Below are 17,400 nucleotides of genomic sequence, written 5' to 3' on the forward strand. Positions count from 1 at the left end.
TATGAGTACTGAACGCATTACAAAAAAACTGACTTTCAAAACTTTCCGCTTCAATGCGGAGACCGATTTTCTGCCCTACTTCAAGACCTACGAGATGGAGGTGGGCAAGGATGAACTGGTGCTTGACATCCTCAACCGAATCAAATGGGAGTTCGATGGAAGTTTCAGCTACCGAAGGAGCTGCCGGCACGGTATCTGCGGAAGCTGTTCGATCAAGGTGAACGGCAAACCGGTCCTTTCGTGCAAGCAGAACGTGTGGGAACTGGTGGATATTTTCAAAACCGATACGCTCCTGCTTGAGCCCCAGAGCACCAAACGTGTCGTCAAAGACATGATTATCGACAAAAGCGATTTCTGGAGCAAACACGATAAACTCAAGCCCTATCTCGAAGCCGAAATCGACGAAAACCCTGCAGAGGAGATCAGGGTCTCTCCGAAAGAGGCGGAAGAGCTTCTGGAAGCGGACTACTGTATCCAGTGCGGCAACTGCTACTACGCCTGCCCGGTCGTCGAAGTCAACGAAGAGTATTTCGGACCGGCCCAGTTCGCCAAAGCCTACCGATTCAACGCGGATGTACGAGACACCGCCAAGAAAGAGCGCCTCGAAGCGGTACGTGAAATGGGCCCCGGCGTCTGGGATTGTGTCAAATGTTTCGAATGTGCCGAAGCGTGTCCCAAAGATGTCAATCCTATCGAGAAGATCACAAAACTGCACAACCAGATTTTCGAAGAGGGTATGGCACAGAACAATGTGGCCACACGTCACGCGGTCGGATTCAAACACTCCATCGTCAAGCATGGAATTCTCGACGAGGGAGAACTGGTTCGCTACAGCGAAGGGAACATCGGTGTGCTCAAGCATCTACCGGAGGCGATCGCAATGTTCAAAAAGGGCAAAATCGTCATGCCCTGGAATATGCCCAAATCCAAAAAACTCGATGAGATCAAAACTCTGGTCAAATCTTCATCGAAAGTCAAATTTTAAGGGGGAGAAAAAATGGCTGAACTCAAATATGCACTCTATACCGGATGTACGGCGAGAGAATCGACCCCCGAACTGCTGATGTCGACAATGGCGGTCGCAAAAAAACTCGGGATCGAACTGGTGCTTCTGGACGAAGCGAGCTGCTGCGGCGCGAGCCATCTGCAGGATTTCGATGATTTCCTCTCACTGGTTCTCAATGCACGGAATATCTGCTATGCGGAAAAAGAGGGGCTGGACATGGTGACCATCTGCAATACGTGCCAGCTCAATACCGTTATGACGAAAGAGCGCCTCGACAGTGACGAAGACCTGAAGTCGCAGGTCAACGAAAAACTGGCGGAAGTCGGGCTGGAGTATAAAGGCACAAGCTCTGTCCGCCACTTCCTTTATGCGATTATCGACGATTACGGTCTGGATAGACTGGCTGAAAAGGTCGAAAAACCGCTCAGCGACTTCAACATCGCGGCGTTCTATGGCTGCCACAATATCCGTCCGAGCCATATCCACCATAAACATAACAGTAAAGTCATCGAAGAGGATGTGGGTGAAGGAGGCGGCGAAGAGGCTTTCACTACCGAGCCGCTTCTCTCCAAATACAACGACAACGAAAATCCCTACAATCCCACTTCGCTCGATCGACTCATCGAAGCGCTGAAGGGCAAAAGTGTCGATTACGAAAGCAAAAACAAGTGCTGCGGATTCCATGCCGACCTCCAGGCGCCCAAAACGGCGAACCGTCTGACAGGAACCGCCCTGCTTGACGCCATCGACAACGATGCCGACATGATGGTCACTCCCTGCCCGCTCTGCCATTTGAATATGGATGTCAAACAGCATGCGGTCGCCAAAGAGATGGGTCGCGACATCGCGCTCCCTGTTCTTCATCTGCCCCAGCTTGTCGGACTCGCTTTGGGAATCGATCCGAAAGAACTCGGACTTCAGCACAACGTGGCACCGGTCGAATTCGTCTGAGTAGACCTTCCCGGGGACTCCCGCCCCCGCCATAGCGGGTGTGTCCCGGAAATATCTTTTTATTTAATTAAATTATACTTAAGCGATCCATCAAATCGGACAAAATCTCTCTTCTTTAACATCACACATGATAGAATTGTTGCAACACATCAAAGAAAAGGAGGCCAACATGCCCAAGGTAAACCGATATGTTGACATCGATACAGTAGAAAGAGAAGCGAAAAAAGACTACATCGATCGGCATTCTCCGTTCGTTCACTGTGAGACGACTGCCGAGAAGGGAAAACCTTTCCCTGTCAAAGTCAAGGTAGGCAACGAATACACCCATCCGGATGATTTCGACCACTACATCGCATACGTCCAGCTCTGGAACGGTGAAACCCTTCTGGGACAGGCAACATTCACTCCGGGAACTCTCGGTAACGAAAAAGGCCATGTCGAAGTCGATTTTCATATCGTTCCTATGAAAAATATGACGCTGACTGCCATGAGCTATTGCACGAAGCATGGTCTCTGGGAGAGCGATCCGGTCAAAGTCGAAGTAAAATAAATCATTTCGCAAAAATCCGTGAGCCGGAAAATAGGATCTATTCCGGCTCAAATCTTACAAAGAGGCAAATAATGCCGATAATGTTTCCAGGAACAGTTGCAGGAGATTTGCAAATCTCCTAACAAATTTGCACCGGAAGGGATGCGCGGCATCCCTTCTATAACCTCTTTTTAACCCCATTTGATCTAAACTTCCCCTATGAATCGACTCTACAATGCACTGCAGCTCAAACGTCTCCGCCAGCTCAAACAACTGGGGTTCAGGTACGTACCTCTCATCGAGAAACGAAGCGCTTCCGACCTGGTTCTTCCCGACGACCTGAAGGCACTGGAACAGATCGTTTCGCAGTGTCAGCTCTGTCCCCTCAGCAAAACGCGGACCAAAACGGTCTTCGGAGAAGGCAATCCCCGCGCAGCGCTGATGTTCGTGGGGGAAGGTCCGGGCGCCCAGGAGGATATAAGTGGTCGCCCTTTCGTCGGACGTGCTGGCGAACTTTTGACGAAAATGATAGAAAACGTTCTCGAAATTCCCCGCAGTGAAGTCTATATAGCCAACATCGTCAAATGCAGACCCCCCAACAACCGCGTACCCACGCCCGAAGAGGCCTATACCTGCCTTCCCTATCTTCACAAACAGATTGAACTGGTTCAGCCCAAAGTCATCGCGGCACTCGGGGCCACGGCATACCACTATCTCACAGGCGACAGGACCGGTATCACAAAAATTCGCGGAACGGTTATGGACATGGGGACCTTCAAGCTGGTTCCCACCTATCATCCGAGCTATCTGCTCCGCAATCCATCCGCCAAAAAAGAGTCTTATCAGGATCTGCTGACCATCAAGGGTTTACTATGAAAAAGATTTTCTATCTTGTTTTACTTTTTTTGCCACTTTCGCTTTATGCCCAGAGCCAGCTGCTCTCGCCCATTCCTCTTCCTTCGCAAATCATTATAGATCTCGATACGACCCCCTATGACGATGCGATGCTTGAAGAGGCACTGGCGCAGGGTCAGATTTTTACGTTCCTGGCCAAATCTGGCCAGACCGAAAATCCGGACATTCTTGCTAAGCGCCGCAGCTACATGGCACTTTTCAATCTCAAAGGAAGGATATACGGACAATCGGCCTTCAGGATAGCGTTTCTGGTTTCCAAAAAAGTGATCGGCAAGTATGCCGTATCCACCACCCATTCGGCACTGGCCTATCTTCTCAATCGCGGCATTCCGTTCGAAATGGACGTCTTTTCGATGCCGGATGAATCCACCGAGGCACTCCAGAATGCAGTGGGGAAGATCGCGACGAAAGAACCCTATGATCTGATTGTCGCACCGGTGACGAGAAGCGGGGCGGAGTATCTGTGCAATCAGATTCTTCCGGCCAGACTCTACATTCCCACACTGCACAAGAGCCGAATCGACTGTATCAACGAAAACGTGTTTTTCGGTGGAATAGACTATACCCGGCAGATCGAGACATTGAGCTATCTGGTAGAGTCGAACGCGACAACGATCACCGTTTCGGACAAATCGGGACTTTCCAAAATGCTGTCGGAAACCGTTGCGCAGTTTGTTGATATCAACGATTCCATCGAACTGACAAAAAACGGTTATTACAAGGATCTTATTTCAAGACACGAAGATCTCAACCAATCGACGATCTACCTGAATACGCCAGTCGTGAAAAGCAGTCTTTTTCTCTCGCAGCTGACACTTGCGGATTTCAAACCCGCACTCATACTGAGCACCCAGATCAACTACTCTCCCCTGCTTCTGACACTCACGCAGTATCACGACAGAGAAAACATGATCCTTGCAAACTCCGTCGGAACTCTCGATCCGTTTCTGACGGAGAATGTCGCATTGGTCAACCAGGATGTCCGTTTCAACTGGCTCAATTACGCCACGGTCGTCGGCATCGACAGCTTTTTCAATCTGAAAACAGCAGAACCCAGGCTCTCCAGAGAGCCCTTTGCAAATCGCTCTCTCGATTATGAAATACGTCTTTACGAAGCGGGACTATACCGGTTCATCCCGCGCGAAATCCCCTACCCTGAGGTAGAAGAGATCCTACAACCCTACGAAGAAGAGGAGCAGAGCCCTGCTCCCTACTCGCCACTCTCCCAGGCTGATACGAGCCGGTAGATTTTCTCAGGAATCTTTACCGGTCTGCCTTGATGGAGGTAGGCAAGTTTTATCTTCATTTCGAAAAGAAGGGAAGCTTCTTTTTTCACACGTTGAAGCAAAACGATCGAAGCGCTTCTTTTTTCCAACAACTCTGTTTCAATTGTCAGAATATCTCCCAAAGAGGCTGGTGAAAGATACTTCGCCTCCAGCTCTTTGACAACGAAATAGCCGCTTGCGCTTTGCGGTGTTTCACCCGCTTCGAAGAAGACTTCGCTTCTCGCCCGCTCGCAGTATTTCAGATAGTTGGCGTAATAGACGATACCGGCCGCATCGGTGTCCTCGTAATAGACACGTATCTTCATACTCTTTTTCTCCTTGAAGAGCCTTCAGTAATGAATGCTGAAATAAAGATCGGTGGTGGTTTTGTTGTTGCCAACTTCAGGGACCGGATTGTCATCATTGACGACGCGGTAGACCCATTTGAGAGACAGCATCGTGCTAATGGGAATCTCTATGGTAAATGTCATCCGTGACAGCCAGTCGTTGGCGGGATCGGAAAAAGAGGGCATATAGAAGATGCTGCCCGTCATGATGAGTTCTTTGATGAGCCACAGATTTTTCAGATGGTCCCTGGCGCTGATACCGAGAAAAACGGCACCGTAATCGTTGCTACTGACAAATTCCTCACCCGGAGGCACATCATAGGGATAGAAAGATTCGTACACATAGCCGCCGCCGCCTTTGAGCTGTATCCATGTATCTTTGTCGAAAATGAAACGGTATCCGTATCCCAAAGCGGGATAGAGACGATATTCGATGCCGCGGGGTTGGTCGAAATCGTACCCTAGTTGCATGAACCAAAAGCGCTTTTCATCGAGAAGATAGTTTTCTTCACCGCTGACATGGAGCTCTTTTTTGTCGAGGCTCTTGATATCGCCTTCGGGTTTGGAAGTGGTTGTCGTCTCGTAAGCGTAGTGAATATCCAGAAGCTGGCGCTGATTCATTTTTTTGCGCGTCAAGTGATAATCGATCGTGATCTTCCTGTTGTATTTGACACCCGTTTCCGTTTCGATGCCGATATCGATGCTTCCGCGGGTATAGGGAAACCTGTTTCTCAAACGGTTTTCTATTGTATTGTTCTCCTTGACGGAAAGAATAAGTCGATCGATATTCTCTATTTTGATGATCTCCTTGATATCGTGGTGCAGAATGATCAAGAAGGCATGATCCTTGATGCCGATGATGCGCCCCGTCGTCTCTTTGCCATTGTAGAATATATGGTATTCGTGTTCGGTGGTGATCTGTTCGATGTTTCTGTAGTCGATGCGTATGCTGCCACTGCCGTAAACCAGCGAAAACTGCACATATTTGCTGGTCAGTTCGGTAATTCTTCCCTGCAGCACGGTTCCTTTCACCACGATCGTATCGATCTTTTTGGCTTTTTCTTTGAGTTTGAGTTCCTCTTTCTGGCGGGAACCTTCGGCCTTTTTTTCCAGCTGTTTCTGCTTGGCCCTGACAATATCCTTTTTCGTCACTTCATCGAGACGCTCACCGGGTTTGAGCTTTCGTCCAACCGGCTGTGTTGTATTGCTTTCTGTGCCATACAGCATAGTCAGAGCCAAAAATATGCTAAAAAGCCGCTTCATGCCTACAGTTCGATCTCTTCGACAATATCCAGACCGAAGCCTCCGAGGCCGACAAACTCTCTTCCCTTGCTGGAGACGAGCAGACGGATGTTTTTGATACCGAGTTCGGCCAGTATCTGTGCCCCTATGCCGTACTCTTTCATCGTGTCACTCGCCACCGTGTCATCAGTGTCTACAAAGATGATCGTTCCGCCGTTGCGTTTGAGATAGTCGATGGATTTGATGAGCTGCCGGTATTTTTGCTGGTTCAAAAAGAGATCGACATCCCTGCCGATATTGTGAAATTTGACATTTTCTGCCTCGTGGAGCTTGTAGAAAACGATGGCTGTATGCTCCTTGCCTTCATGGTCCGTGAATACCTTCTTCTCGACATTCGTGTCGAAAAACTTGATCGTTTCCTCCTCTTTGAGACGCACAAGGCGTTCGTTCCTTAGCCTGTACTCCACCAGATCCGATATATAGACAATATTGAGGCCGTGTTCTTTCGCGAAAATCTCCAGATCGTCCCGGCGTGCCATCTGGCCGTCTTCGCGCATGATTTCGCAAATGACAGCACTGGGTGCCAGACCGGCGAGTCGGCAAAGATCCACGGAGCCTTCTGTATGACCCGTACGCACCAAGACTCCGCCCTCTTTCGCGATAAGAGGAAATATGTGGCCGGGACGCACCAGATCCTCCGGGGAACTGATGGGACTCGCGAGAAGTCTTATTGTCATGTCTCTTTCGTAGGCCGAAATGCCCGTCGTCGCCTCTCTTGCATCCACCGACACCGTGAATGCGGTTTCGTGCTGCGAATCGTTGTGCTGCACCATGGGTCGAAGATCAAGTCTTTCGGCAATCTCCCTGGAGATTGCCACACAGATGAGCCCCTTCGCCTCCGTTGCCATGAAGTTGACATGTTCGGGAGTGGAAAATGTGGCTGCATAGACCAGATCTCCCTCATTCTCTCTGTCTTCGTCGTCGATCATAACGACCATCTTTCCATGTTTGATATCTTCTATTGCCTGTTGTACACGTTTGATTGGCATGATCTTTGTCGTCCTGTCATTAAATTTGAAAAATTATATCCTAAAAACTTGACAACGGCCTGCTTTTGCATTATAATTCTGCCCGTAAACAGCCAACAGGCTCCTCAGAGTCTGGGGTGTCGCCAAGTGGTAAGGCAGCAGGTTTTGGTCCTGCCATTCGGGGGTTCGAGTCCCTCCACCCCATCCACTACACTCTTCTGTCGCGGGATAGAGCAGCTTGGTAGCTCGTCGGGCTCATAACCCGAAGGTCGGAGGTTCAAATCCTCCTCCCGCAACCAACTCACACAAAATCGACATCTTCCAAATACTTAAAATCCAATCCGAAAAACATCGTGTTTATCGCCTGTTTCAACGCTTTTGCTCTTCGACATGGCACTCCAAAAATCAGAAGAATAGATAACTTTATTCAATTGTTTCGAAGGAATGCTTCAAATATTTATATTGTTTATGAAAAAATCTTTTTTTGAAAAGTAAAATTTACTCTTTTGGGGCAATTTTAAGAATTGCTTCAATGAAAGCACAATAGAATGAAGTGTCAGATAATAAAAGAAGGAGAAATTATGGCAAGAGTTGTCGTACTTGGCGCCGGTGTCTCAGGACATACAGCCGCCACTTTTTTGCGGGACTGGCTCGGGTCCGAGCATGAAGTCGTTGTCGTTACACCCAACAGCAAATGGAACTGGATCCCTTCCAATATCTGGGTGGGCTGCGGCGAAATGGAAAAAGAAGATGTTGTTTTCGAACTGGCTCCTGTTTATGAAAAGGCAGGAATCGACTATCGTCAGGCCAAAGCGGTTTCGATTCATCCCGAAGGCGGAGAGAACGAGGAGAAGCCCTACGTCACAATCGAATATACCGGTCAGGGCAAAGAGGGTCAGAGCGAGACCGTAACATACGACTACCTGATCAATGCGACTGGTCCGAAGCTCAATTTTGGTGCGACGGAAGGTCTTGGACCTGACAACGGCTACACCGTTTCAGTCTGTACGGCCGATCATGCAGTGCATGCCAATGAGGAGCTCCAGAAATGCATCGCCAAAATGAAAGCGGGTGAGCGCCAGAAAATCGTAATCGGAACCGGTCACGGTATGTGTACGTGCCAGGGTGCCGCATTCGAATATGTCTTTAACGTCGAGTTCGAACTCAACAAAGCCGGTGTCCGTGACATGGCGGACATTACGTGGATTTCAAACGAATCTTTCCTGGGAGACTTTGGAATCGGCGGTCTGCACCTCAAACGTGGAGGTTATGCGGCCAGTTCACGACTCTTTGCCGAATCCCTCTACGCAGAAAAGGGTATTCCCTGGGTCATTGGTGCGCACGTCAACAAAGTCGAGCCCGGAAAAATCCATTACGAACAGCTTGACGGAAGCACGGGCGAACTCGAATTCGATTTCTCCATGCTCATTCCTCCTTTTGCTGGTGTCGGCCTGAAAGCTTATGCCAAAGACGGAAGCGATATGACTGACAAACTCTTCGCTCCCAACGGCTTCCTGAAAGTCGATGCCGACTACACCGCCAAACCCTACGAAGAGTGGAAAGCGAGTGACTGGCCGAGAACCTATCAAAACCCTGATTATCCGAACATTTTCGCCGTCGGTATCGCATTTGCTCCGCCGCATCTTATCTCCAAGCCGATGAAAAGCCCCAACGGCACACCGATCAACCCGACTCCGCCGAGAACAGGTATGCCTTCGGGTATCATCGGCAAAACGGTCGCCATGTCCATCCGTGACATGATCACAAAAGGTGCCGACAAACCGACACATCATGCATCAATGGCCGAAATGGGTGCAGCATGTGTTGCTTCGGCGGGTAAAGACCCGATCCACGGTATGGCAGCGGCACTGACTGTCTATCCTGTCGTTCCCGATTTTGACAAATATCCCGGTATCGGACGCGACCTCGATTATACATTCGGTGAAATCGGACTGGCTGGCCACTGGATTAAACATATCCTGCATCATATGTTTATCTACAAAGCGAAACTTAAGCCAGGCTGGACACTCATTCCCGAATAAAAAAAAGAAGGAGATAGATTTATGGAACATATCGAAAAGAACATCAAACCTTACGAACCGAGTTTTACGACGATGGTGCCTACCAACGTCGTACGTTTTTTCAGAACCTGCCTGATTTGGCAGTTCATCCGCTTTATCATCATCAACATCAAAATGCTTCAGGTGGTTCGCAAGAGCCACCACTGACACTTCCCGCGCTTTTTCGGCGCGGGTTCCCCAAAAACATTTTCATATCATTTCCAAAAGGGTTTTCAAATGTCCGTCAAAAAAGAGCTTATCGTCTATCCTGACGAACGAATCCATATTCCGTGCAGCGACGTAAGAAACTTTGACGATACTCTTTTTGAAGTGATCGAAATGATGAAAGAGGTCATCGAAGAGAACGATGCCGAGGGATTGGCAGCTATTCAGACCGGTTATCCCTATAATATTGTCATCGTCAGGTTGGATAACGGTTCGTATCTGGAACTGATCAATCCGCGAATTTTGCGATACGAAGGAAAAACGACCGCCAAAGAGAAGACACTGTACTATCCGGATATCGAAATAGAGGTGCCCCGTTACGAAAAAATAAAACTGATCTATGAAGATCGATACGGCAAACAACACCATATGGAAGCGGAAGGCAAACTCGCGCGGGTTATTCAGCGAAAAATCGATTATACTTTCGGCGGAACCTTCCTTACGAAAGTCAAAAAAGAGATTAAAGAAGCGGTCGAAAAAGCGTTGGCGGAGAACGGTCTGGTACCGGAAGTCGAACTTTGCCCCACTTTTTCCAAACGGGTCTATTTCCTCAGCGTCGCCGACAAACTTCTCTTTTTTATGTTCCTGACACTTTTTGCCAAACTTTTCAATCCTTCTATTGAAACCCTGGCAACCTTCTACACTTTCGACAAAATAGGGGGATTGGCTGTCGTTTTTTTGATGATCGGCTATTTCATCTATGGTCGGTGGGAAGCGAAAAAGTACACAAGCTGCACCAGCTGTCAGGTGGGCAATATGATCGGCTCCATGGCAAAACGCCTTATCGCCGCTATCGTCATCGGCACCGCCACCTATTTTCTCGTCAATCCGGCCATGTAACGATGGGTCTTTTTTCGAGTTGGCTGTGGCCATCTCTTCCAAGCATTGCCTATTCTATAATGCTGAGGCCGTACACGGTTTTTTGATATGTCCAAATTTTTTCATGCCTCTTTAAACCTACTGCACTACAATGGTTTCATGAAGCATATCACAACACTCCTGGCCATTTTATGGCTGGGTATACAAGGATTCGCCATGGAACCTAAGTATGAAAAAGCGACGCTGGGCGGCGGCTGTTTCTGGTGCCTGGAAGCGGTTTTCGAACAGGTCAAAGGGGTCGTAGATGTCGTAAGTGGCTATGCCGGAGGCCATGTGGAAAAACCGACCTACCAGCAGGTCTGCACCGGGTCCACGGGCCATGCCGAAGTGGTGCAGATCACCTACGATCCCTCCATCGTCAGTTACGAAGCGCTGTTGGATATTTTCTGGACCATTCACGACCCCACGACGCTCAACCGCCAGGGCGCCGATGTGGGTACCCAATACCGTTCCGTCATCTTCTACCATAATGAAAACCAAAAGGAGATGGCACAACGATCCAAAGCCCAGGCCCAACAACGTTTCAATGCCCCCATCGTCACCGCAATCGCACCGTTGGACAAGTTCTGGCCCGCCGAGGCGTACCATCAGGACTATTTCAGAAAAAATCCCTCCCATGGATACTGTCACGCGGTCGTGGCACCCAAAGTGAAGAAGTTCAAAACGCATTTCAAGGAGATGGCCAAATGAGTGAAAAGATGATCGAACTGGAAGTCAAAGTGACGATGGACGAGATGAAAAAGATCGGTGAGTTCTGCCGGCAAGAGGGTGTCAACTTTTCCGAGTGGATGCGTAGACTCGCACTCAGGGAGATTGAGCGCAGAAACCAGGAGAAAAAAGAGGAGGAGAAACCGGCCTAAGAGAGTTTGAACTCCGCCTCCGCGGATTCGGCAGCCGTGATGCCTTTGAAGGTGAGCTCCCCGCCCTCTTTGATGAAGCCCCCGTTTTTAAGAGCGCGGGCCAGTCGTTTTCCCTCTTTCATCGTAAAGACGCGACTGTTTTCCAGCATCAGCAGGATCTCCCGCAGACTCTCTCCCTCCTCCTTTTTGAGCAGGGCCAGCAAAATCACCTTCTCTTCAATCGTCATGGTCAAACTACCTTTAAAAGTGGGACTCGTTTTGTAAACCCATGGAAGTATAGCATACCGAGGCTCGCATCAGACGTGATCGTTGTCGTCCTGGGCCCTGAAAACCGATGCGGGCACCGCGGCACATACAAGTCCTATTCCCCACCCGGCCAGTACGTCGGTGAACCAGTGCAGATGCAGATAGATTCTTGAAAAGCCTATCAGCAGGGGCCAGGCAAGAAGTATCCAAAAAAGTGACCACCGGTGCTTTATGCGTACAGTAGAGAGCAGAAAGATCGCCAGGGAGGCGGCGATGGCCATCGAAAGGGTTGCGTGCCACGACGGAAACGCGAAACTATCAAGTGAAAGCATCGCATCGGCGGGCCGTTCGCGTCCTATCATTTCCTTTAGCGCGGTGGCGCTCAATGCCGCTACAAAGAGACTGAAGAGATACCAGAAAAGTTCCCGTATTCTTCCCGCGTTCAGAAAAAGGATCCCGATAACGACGGAAAAAAGCATGACCGCCGGCATGCTCCCCAGACGGGTAATGGCTATCATCGCTCTGTCCCAAAACGGAGACCGCCACCCGCTGGCAACCTCCAGAACCACGCCGTCGATGTGGCCGGGTTCAGAGAGATAGAGAAAAAAAGCGATTAGAAAAAGAGACAATCCTGTTACTGCGAAGGCGAGAGAAAGGGTGCTTCTACGCACGGCAAACCTTATTCATTCTTTTGGCACGAGAGCCAAAGCGACGCATCTTTCGACTACAGCGCTTTGGGAACGTGTTACCCTGTCTCTTTGCCCAGATGCATCAAAAACCAGTCTCTCGCCAGTCTGGCGACCTCTTCGAGAGTGCCCGGCTCTTCGAAGAGATGGGTCGCGCCGGGTATCAACACCATTTTCTTTTCGCACCGAAGCTTGCGGTAGGCCTTTTCATTAAGCTCCACGACGATGTCGTCATTACTCCCTACTATCAGTAGTGTCGGGGCGGTGACTCGTTCCAGAATCCCTTCGGCCATATCGGGCCGTCCGCCGCGGGAGACGATGGCGTCAATCCGGTGGTTTCCGAGCACCGACGCTTTGAGCGCCGCCGCCGATCCGGTACTGGCTCCGAAATAACCCAGGTCGAGAGGCTGCAGTTTGGGCTGCGCTTTGACCCATTCCGTTGCCAGAATCAGCCGGGAGGCGAGCAGGTCGATATCGAAGACATTGCGACGGTCGATTTCCTCCTCCCTCATCAGCAGATCGAAAAGGAGTGTGGCAAAGCCGGCCTCATGCAATACGGAGGCGACATAGTTGTTGCGGGAACTGAACCTGCTGCTGCCACTGCCGTGTGCGAAGAGTACGATCGACTCCGCCCCTTCCGGCACGGCGAGAAAACCGCCGACCCGCACATTTTCCGCTTCGATCCAGATTTCTCTTTGCATGTTTCTAAAAGTTTCGTAACTCATGCCATCTCCTTCGGTTTCGTCGACCCTGTGCGGCCGCCATCCGACGCCTTGATTGTTTCCGCCCTCCTGTGGAGATAGAAAAGCTGCAAAACAAAGCTTTCATCTGCCTTCGTGAAGGTTCTTGTCTCATGCGCGCTGCGGGGCCGACCTTTTTACATTGTACCGAATGTTGCGTACTATTTGAAACGGTAGCCCAACGCTTTCAGAATATTCCGGAGAGCATCGGCCTGTTCACCCTGCAGTTGTATCCATCCCCTTTTGAAAGTTCCGCCGCTTCCAAGGCTCTTTTTGATCTTTGCCAAAAGCGCGTGGGCATCCGATTTTTCCAGATAAAATTCCCCTACGAGCGTAACAGGTTTGCCGCGGCGCTTTTCGCGCCGAAAAACGAGCCGGTGTTCATGCGGCGGCAGAGTTTCGCTCTGTTCTTTCGCCTCTTTCGCCCTGTTATCGGCTTTCCAACCCTCGTCGAAAGATCCAAACTCGATGTCGAGTTTCACGCCCCGCCCCATCAGACGCTCGCCGTCTCTCCGATGGACTCGGCATACTCTTCGTAATTGCCTTTGAAATCGACGATGTCGCCGTCGGGCTTGATTTCGATAATCCGGTTGGCGAAAGCGTCGATCAGTTCCCGGTCGTGGGTAACGCAGATGACGTTGCCCTTGAAGTTGTAGAGCGCTTCACCCAGGGCGATGATCGCTTCCAGATCAAGATGGTTGGTGGGTTCGTCGAGGACCAGGAAGTTGCCCTGCTCCAGCATCATTTTGGAGAGCATCATCCGGTGCTTCTCGCCTCCGCTGATCTTTTCGATACTTTTTTCCTGTTCCTCGCCGCTGAAAAGCATCCGGCCCAGACAGTTTCGAATTTCCGAAATGTCCGCCTCCCGGTCGTGGTTGCGCAGCCACTCGTAGAGAGTTTCGGTTCCCTTGATGCGGTCCGTCGTATCCTGGGGAAAGTAGCTGGGCTCCACCGTGGCTCCCCATCGGATTTCGCCACCGTCTGGTTTGAGGCCGTCGTCCATGATCATCTTCAGCAGCGTCGTCTTACCCACGCCATTGGGGCCAATCAGCGCGATCTTGTCGCCGGGGTTGACTTTAAGGTCGAGATTTTCGAAAACCACATGGTCACCGAAGGCTTTGGAAAGGTTTTCGATCTCCAGTGCCTCCTTGCCGATCTCCCGACGCTGCCTGAAAACAATGGATGGATCGCGCCGGCTTGAGGTCTGCAGCGCGGAAAGATCGAGTTTTTCGAGCTGTTTGCGCCGGCTGGTGGCCTGTTTGGCTTTGGAAGCGTTGGCGCTGAAGCGTTCGATGAACTTTTCGAGCTGCTCTTTCTCCTTGAGCTTCTTCGCCCGCTCCATCTCCCGCTGTTTTTGCAACAGGTTGGAGGCGATGTACCAGTCGTCGTAGTTGCCGGTGAACTCCCGGATCGTCTTGAAGTCGAGATCGAGGATATGGGTGACGACGCTGTTGAGGAAGTGGCGGTCGTGGGAGATGACGATCATCGTTCCCTCGTGACGTTTGAGCTGCTCTTCGAGCCAGGCGATGGCGTGGATGTCCAGGTTGTTGGTGGGCTCGTCGAGAAAAAGGATGTCGGGTTTGGGGAAAAGCACCTGTGCTAGCAGTACTTTGAATTTGTCGGCGCTGGGCAGCGTGCTCATGAGTTCCGTATGCTGGCTTTCGGGAAATCCTAGCTCTTCGAGAATCTTCTTGATGCGCACATCATACTCGTACATCGGATCCTCTTCGACACAGATCATCTCCAGCTCACCCAGACGTTCGTTGACTTTGTCGTCGTCGAAGTTGCCTTCCATGTAAAGTTTCTCTTTCTCTTTGATGGCTTCAAAGAGACGCTTGTTGCCGTAAAGCACCGCATCGGCGATGGTGAAATCCTCGAAGGCGTACTGGTTTTGACCAAGTACACCCACTTTCAGGCCGTTTCCGATGATGATTTCGCCGCTTGTGGCATCCTCTTCGCCGGCGACGATTCTGAGAAAGGTGCTTTTGCCGGCTCCGTTGGCTCCGATGAGTCCGTACCGCTTGCCGGCGTCGAGTTTGATGTTGACGTTTTCAAACAGCACCCGGCCGCCAAAACGTTTTGTCAGGTTGAGAGTCTGCAGCATAAATCAGTTTCCTTTGACGAGCTCTAACACTTTTTGCGGCGGGCGGCCCAGCACCGCTTTGCCCCCTTTGACGACGATGGGCCGCTCGATAAGTCTGGGATGTTCCGCCATCGCTTCGATCAGCTTTTCGTCGTCATCCACATCTTTTAGTCCCAGCTCTTTGTAGAGTTTCTCTTTGGTGCGCATGATTTCACGCGGTTTTGCCCCGATCATTTCGAGAACTTTCCTGATCTCCTCTTTGGTCGGATGCTCGTCCAGATATTTGTAGACTTCGGGCTCGATCCCCTCTTCCTGAAGCAGCTTCAGCGCTTCACGGGATTTTGAGCATCGGGGGTTGTGCCAGATAATGACCTCTTCATTTGCCATTGCTAAATCCTTATGGTAAAGTTTTCTCTATGGATGAAATAACCGGATACGAAGAGAAACCGACAATCGACCTGCTGCCTCCCCTGAAGCCAAAATGCCTCATGCTGGTGCGCCTGCTGCACGTCCTGTTTCTCTTCGTACCCATTCTGCTCGGCATTTGGTTCGCCGATCTTTTTGGCTGGTTCTACGGTTTGCTGCTCTGGATAGCCGCGGTTTTCGCCGCGATGATCATTCTGAGCAAACTCAAGCTCGCCTATATTCCGTTCAACCAGCACGAACTCTCCCACTCCACCGCCGCGATATTGAAATGGTATGTCTATCGGGAGTTTTGCGGGGACGGGAGTACAGGTTCGTGAAAATGTGGAGCCGGACACACTCACACGCCAAAGAGGGCTCCATACAGCGCTGAGTATTCACCATGCATCGATTCTTGCATCGCGGAAATCAATGCAGTTCCTCGTTCAGCTTCACTTCCCGTCGGCTTCGCATGGCGATCATGCGGCCTGTCGTACTCTCCTGGCGGAAATGGATACCGTTTTTGCCGGCCAGTTCGACGCCTTTGAAGATATTCTCCTCTTCGACCGGAACATCCCATTCGGGATTGACCTCTTTGATCTTCTCGAGCTCCGCGCCGCTGATAACGAATTTGGTCCCTTCCAGTACCGCGATGCCCGCATCGACGATACAGCCGTCGCCCAGAGGGATGCCCGTAACGCTGTTGGCACCCAGCAGTACGTTTTCACCAATCGTGACCGGATTGCCGTTGGTGCCGCTGAGTACTCCCAGTATTGAAGCGCCGCCGCCCACATCGCTGCCAGGCCCGACAATAGCGGAGCTGGAAATGCGGCCTTCCACCATGACCGCACCGGTGGTTCCGGCGTTGAAGTTGATGTAGCTCGCACCCGGCATCACCGTCGTTCCCGGTGCAAGCTGGGCCCCCATGCGAACCTTGGCGCTGTCGAGAATGCGGGTATTGTCCGCCGGAATGATGTGCTGCAGATAACGGGGGAATTTGTCGACGCTTTCAATCTCCGGATAAGCGCCGTTGAGTTTGAGATCGATTTCGTTGTCACGCAGCCATTCGAGTTCGAACGGTTCGTTGCCGAACCAGGCACAGTTGTGCAGAATGCCGAATGCCCCGTTGAGGTTGACGCTTCGAAGCGCCGCTTTGCCCAAAGAGAGGGCGTAAAGTTTCAGATAGACCGCTTCAACGCTCTTTGGAGCCGCATCTTCGAACAGAAAGACCACCCTGTAATTGTCCTCGAGCATCTCCGCTTCGGCGATGCCTGCAAGGTTGGCGATGACCTGCACGTTTTTGTGCGCTTCCCCTTTCGCTTCCGCGATATAGGGTGCGAATATGTTGATGGCGTTGATGATGAAAGCGTCACTCACTGTAAAAACCTGCTCCGTTGCGCCGAAATCGATGGTTTCGCCGCTCTCCTGCAGAGCCGCTGCAAAAACCGCCGCCGAACCGTAATTCTCGTTCCAGTTGATCAGAGGGTAGACCGCCTGAAGAATCTTGTCGTGATTCTTCTGTCCGCGGTCAACGCGACAAATACCGAATGCCACCGGTCGTCTGTAGCCCTCCTGACCTTCCGTATTCTCGACAAAACTTTTAAATGCCTCTTTCGATTCAATCTGCTCTATGGCCATGCTCTCTCCTGCAAAAATATAATAGTCGCGATTATACTTAAAAAAATCTGATAACGTATTGAATTTTTCACTCTATTGCGGTAAAATTTCTCCCGCAAACGCTGATGTAGCTCAGCCGGCTAGAGCACTTGATTCGTAATCAAGAGGTCGCGGGTTCGAGTCCCGCCATCAGCTCCACTACATTGAAAATAACCTTCCAAGCAAAATCCACACAATAAAACATTTCACCACCCGCTTCGCTCGACGTTCACTGCTTCACTTCGTTCCGACCGTGCCGTCGTGCGGGGCTGAAAACGCC

21 protein-coding genes and 3 tRNA genes are annotated in these 17,400 nt (G+C 50.7%); 14 read left to right on the plus strand and 10 right to left on the minus strand.

Annotated elements, in window-relative coordinates:
* The first annotated feature begins 1 nt into the window (after window position 1).
* From JMG82_RS01780 to JMG82_RS01800, 5 genes are all read left to right on the plus strand, one after another.
* Window positions 2–985 (plus strand): succinate dehydrogenase/fumarate reductase iron-sulfur subunit, encoded by a 984-nt coding sequence (locus JMG82_RS01780; protein WP_201353231.1) that lies wholly within the window; start codon window positions 2–4, stop codon window positions 983–985.
* Between the two features lie 12 nt (window positions 986–997).
* A complete protein-coding gene (locus JMG82_RS01785; RefSeq protein WP_201353232.1) occupies window positions 998–1,957 on the plus strand; it encodes a CoB--CoM heterodisulfide reductase iron-sulfur subunit B family protein in 960 nt (319 codons plus the stop codon).
* A 169-nt stretch (window positions 1,958–2,126) separates the two neighbouring features.
* Window positions 2,127–2,507: a class II SORL domain-containing protein gene (locus tag JMG82_RS01790; protein ID WP_201353233.1), complete on the plus strand. Its 381-nt coding sequence runs from the start codon at window positions 2,127–2,129 to the stop codon at window positions 2,505–2,507.
* Window positions 2,508–2,705: 198 nt separating this feature from the next.
* Window positions 2,706–3,362, plus strand: coding sequence for a uracil-DNA glycosylase (locus tag JMG82_RS01795; protein WP_201353234.1), 657 nt, complete (start codon window positions 2,706–2,708; stop codon window positions 3,360–3,362).
* On the plus strand, window positions 3,359–4,648 hold the full coding sequence (locus JMG82_RS01800) for a hypothetical protein (RefSeq protein ID WP_201353235.1): 1,290 nt from the start codon (window positions 3,359–3,361) through the stop codon (window positions 4,646–4,648). The genes JMG82_RS01795 and JMG82_RS01800 overlap by 4 nt, the downstream gene beginning before the upstream one ends.
* Here JMG82_RS01800 and JMG82_RS01805 read toward each other — a convergent pair.
* Genes JMG82_RS01805 through JMG82_RS01815 form a run of 3 tightly spaced genes read right to left on the minus strand, consistent with a single transcriptional unit; the run spans window position 4,612 to window position 7,304 of the window.
* Window positions 4,612–4,992 (minus strand): YbgC/FadM family acyl-CoA thioesterase, encoded by a 381-nt coding sequence (locus JMG82_RS01805; protein WP_201353236.1) that lies wholly within the window; start codon window positions 4,990–4,992, stop codon window positions 4,612–4,614. The two genes, JMG82_RS01800 and JMG82_RS01805, sit on opposite strands and share 37 nt — an antisense overlap.
* A 24-nt stretch (window positions 4,993–5,016) precedes the next feature.
* The gene (locus JMG82_RS01810; protein WP_201353237.1) at window positions 5,017–6,240 is read right to left on the minus strand and encodes a DUF481 domain-containing protein; all 1,224 of its coding nucleotides are present in this window, start codon (window positions 6,238–6,240) and stop codon (window positions 5,017–5,019) included.
* 38 nt (window positions 6,241–6,278) lie between these two features.
* Window positions 6,279–7,304: a bifunctional 3,4-dihydroxy-2-butanone 4-phosphate synthase/GTP cyclohydrolase II gene (locus JMG82_RS01815; protein WP_201353238.1), complete on the minus strand. Its 1,026-nt coding sequence runs from the start codon at window positions 7,302–7,304 to the stop codon at window positions 6,279–6,281.
* Window positions 7,305–7,416: 112 nt separating this feature from the next.
* On the opposite strand from JMG82_RS01815, the gene JMG82_RS01820 reads away from it, so the two are divergent.
* From JMG82_RS01820 to JMG82_RS01850, 7 genes are all read left to right on the plus strand, one after another.
* Window positions 7,417–7,491 (plus strand) — tRNA-Gln (locus tag JMG82_RS01820).
* Between the two features lie 14 nt (window positions 7,492–7,505).
* Window positions 7,506–7,582: transfer RNA gene (locus tag JMG82_RS01825), tRNA-Met, on the plus strand.
* A 282-nt stretch (window positions 7,583–7,864) separates the two neighbouring features.
* Window positions 7,865–9,325, plus strand: coding sequence for an NAD(P)/FAD-dependent oxidoreductase (locus JMG82_RS01830; RefSeq protein ID WP_201353239.1), 1,461 nt, complete (start codon window positions 7,865–7,867; stop codon window positions 9,323–9,325).
* A 21-nt stretch (window positions 9,326–9,346) separates the two neighbouring features.
* On the plus strand, window positions 9,347–9,511 hold the full coding sequence (locus JMG82_RS01835) for a hypothetical protein (RefSeq protein WP_201353240.1): 165 nt from the start codon (window positions 9,347–9,349) through the stop codon (window positions 9,509–9,511).
* 69 nt (window positions 9,512–9,580) lie between these two features.
* On the plus strand, window positions 9,581–10,408 hold the full coding sequence (locus tag JMG82_RS01840) for a peptide deformylase (RefSeq protein WP_201353241.1): 828 nt from the start codon (window positions 9,581–9,583) through the stop codon (window positions 10,406–10,408).
* A gap of 195 nt (window positions 10,409–10,603) precedes the next feature.
* On the plus strand, window positions 10,604–11,137 hold the full coding sequence (msrA, locus tag JMG82_RS01845) for a peptide-methionine (S)-S-oxide reductase MsrA (protein WP_201354142.1): 534 nt from the start codon (window positions 10,604–10,606) through the stop codon (window positions 11,135–11,137).
* Window positions 11,134–11,307 carry a hypothetical protein gene (locus JMG82_RS01850; protein WP_201353242.1) on the plus strand — a complete coding sequence of 58 codons (174 nt, stop codon included), beginning with the start codon at window positions 11,134–11,136 and terminating at the stop codon, window positions 11,305–11,307. Before msrA ends, JMG82_RS01850 begins: the two co-directional genes overlap by 4 nt.
* Here the strand turns inward: JMG82_RS01850 and JMG82_RS01855 are convergent.
* From JMG82_RS01855 to arsC, 6 genes are all read right to left on the minus strand, one after another.
* Complete coding sequence (locus tag JMG82_RS01855; RefSeq protein WP_201353243.1) at window positions 11,304–11,534, minus strand: hypothetical protein; 231 nt, start codon at window positions 11,532–11,534, stop codon at window positions 11,304–11,306. The genes JMG82_RS01850 and JMG82_RS01855 overlap by 4 nt on opposite strands.
* A gap of 69 nt (window positions 11,535–11,603) precedes the next feature.
* Entirely contained in the window at window positions 11,604–12,224 is a 621-nt protein-coding gene (locus tag JMG82_RS01860; RefSeq protein ID WP_201353244.1) for a phosphatase PAP2 family protein, read from the minus strand.
* Between the two features lie 74 nt (window positions 12,225–12,298).
* On the minus strand, window positions 12,299–12,964 hold the full coding sequence (locus JMG82_RS01865) for a dienelactone hydrolase family protein (protein ID WP_201353245.1): 666 nt from the start codon (window positions 12,962–12,964) through the stop codon (window positions 12,299–12,301).
* Window positions 12,965–13,140: 176 nt separating this feature from the next.
* On the minus strand, window positions 13,141–13,461 hold the full coding sequence (locus tag JMG82_RS01870) for a translation initiation factor (RefSeq protein ID WP_236579162.1): 321 nt from the start codon (window positions 13,459–13,461) through the stop codon (window positions 13,141–13,143).
* A gap of 11 nt (window positions 13,462–13,472) precedes the next feature.
* Window positions 13,473–15,083 carry an ABC-F family ATP-binding cassette domain-containing protein gene (locus JMG82_RS01875; protein WP_201353247.1) on the minus strand — a complete coding sequence of 537 codons (1,611 nt, stop codon included), beginning with the start codon at window positions 15,081–15,083 and terminating at the stop codon, window positions 13,473–13,475.
* Window positions 15,084–15,086: 3 nt separating this feature from the next.
* Complete coding sequence (arsC, locus tag JMG82_RS01880) at window positions 15,087–15,449, minus strand: arsenate reductase (glutaredoxin) (RefSeq protein ID WP_201353248.1); 363 nt, start codon at window positions 15,447–15,449, stop codon at window positions 15,087–15,089.
* A gap of 29 nt (window positions 15,450–15,478) precedes the next feature.
* On the opposite strand from arsC, the gene JMG82_RS01885 reads away from it, so the two are divergent.
* Complete coding sequence (locus JMG82_RS01885) at window positions 15,479–15,805, plus strand: hypothetical protein (RefSeq protein ID WP_201353249.1); 327 nt, start codon at window positions 15,479–15,481, stop codon at window positions 15,803–15,805.
* An 88-nt stretch (window positions 15,806–15,893) separates the two neighbouring features.
* Here JMG82_RS01885 and JMG82_RS01890 read toward each other — a convergent pair whose 3' ends face one another.
* Window positions 15,894–17,102: a 2,3,4,5-tetrahydropyridine-2,6-carboxylate N-succinyltransferase gene (locus tag JMG82_RS01890; RefSeq protein ID WP_201353250.1), complete on the minus strand. Its 1,209-nt coding sequence runs from the start codon at window positions 17,100–17,102 to the stop codon at window positions 15,894–15,896.
* Between the two features lie 100 nt (window positions 17,103–17,202).
* Here JMG82_RS01890 and JMG82_RS01895 point away from each other — a divergent pair.
* Window positions 17,203–17,279, plus strand: a tRNA-Thr gene (locus JMG82_RS01895).
* Window positions 17,280–17,400 lie beyond the last annotated feature (121 nt).

It is taken from the genome of Hydrogenimonas urashimensis (assembly GCF_016593255.1).
GTDB lineage: Bacteria > Campylobacterota > Campylobacteria > Campylobacterales > Hydrogenimonadaceae > Hydrogenimonas > Hydrogenimonas urashimensis.

Bases quoted from the DNA above. Each gene is read 5' to 3' on its own strand.
- msrA (WP_201354142.1), top strand. From the start codon at position 10,604: ATGGAACCTAAGTATGAAAAAGCGACGCTGGGCGGCGGCTGTTTCTGG.
- JMG82_RS01875 (WP_201353247.1), bottom strand. From the start codon at position 15,083: ATGCTGCAGACTCTCAACCTGACAAAACGTTTTGGCGGCCGGGTGCTG.
- JMG82_RS01855 (WP_201353243.1), bottom strand. From the start codon at position 11,534: ATGACGATTGAAGAGAAGGTGATTTTGCTGGCCCTGCTCAAAAAGGAG.
- JMG82_RS01885 (WP_201353249.1), top strand. From the start codon at position 15,479: ATGGATGAAATAACCGGATACGAAGAGAAACCGACAATCGACCTGCTG.
- JMG82_RS01810 (WP_201353237.1), bottom strand. From the start codon at position 6,240: ATGCTGTATGGCACAGAAAGCAATACAACACAGCCGGTTGGACGAAAG.
- JMG82_RS01805 (WP_201353236.1), bottom strand. From the start codon at position 4,992: ATGAAGATACGTGTCTATTACGAGGACACCGATGCGGCCGGTATCGTC.
- JMG82_RS01830 (WP_201353239.1), top strand. From the start codon at position 7,865: ATGGCAAGAGTTGTCGTACTTGGCGCCGGTGTCTCAGGACATACAGCC.
- JMG82_RS01785 (WP_201353232.1), top strand. From the start codon at position 998: ATGGCTGAACTCAAATATGCACTCTATACCGGATGTACGGCGAGAGAA.
- JMG82_RS01800 (WP_201353235.1), top strand. From the start codon at position 3,359: ATGAAAAAGATTTTCTATCTTGTTTTACTTTTTTTGCCACTTTCGCTT.
- arsC (WP_201353248.1), bottom strand. From the start codon at position 15,449: ATGGCAAATGAAGAGGTCATTATCTGGCACAACCCCCGATGCTCAAAA.
- JMG82_RS01840 (WP_201353241.1), top strand. From the start codon at position 9,581: ATGTCCGTCAAAAAAGAGCTTATCGTCTATCCTGACGAACGAATCCAT.
- JMG82_RS01890 (WP_201353250.1), bottom strand. From the start codon at position 17,102: ATGGCCATAGAGCAGATTGAATCGAAAGAGGCATTTAAAAGTTTTGTC.
- JMG82_RS01795 (WP_201353234.1), top strand. From the start codon at position 2,706: ATGAATCGACTCTACAATGCACTGCAGCTCAAACGTCTCCGCCAGCTC.
- JMG82_RS01815 (WP_201353238.1), bottom strand. From the start codon at position 7,304: ATGCCAATCAAACGTGTACAACAGGCAATAGAAGATATCAAACATGGA.
- JMG82_RS01865 (WP_201353245.1), bottom strand. From the start codon at position 12,964: ATGAGTTACGAAACTTTTAGAAACATGCAAAGAGAAATCTGGATCGAA.
- JMG82_RS01850 (WP_201353242.1), top strand. From the start codon at position 11,134: ATGAGTGAAAAGATGATCGAACTGGAAGTCAAAGTGACGATGGACGAG.
- JMG82_RS01780 (WP_201353231.1), top strand. From the start codon at position 2: ATGAGTACTGAACGCATTACAAAAAAACTGACTTTCAAAACTTTCCGC.
- JMG82_RS01835 (WP_201353240.1), top strand. From the start codon at position 9,347: ATGGAACATATCGAAAAGAACATCAAACCTTACGAACCGAGTTTTACG.
- JMG82_RS01790 (WP_201353233.1), top strand. From the start codon at position 2,127: ATGCCCAAGGTAAACCGATATGTTGACATCGATACAGTAGAAAGAGAA.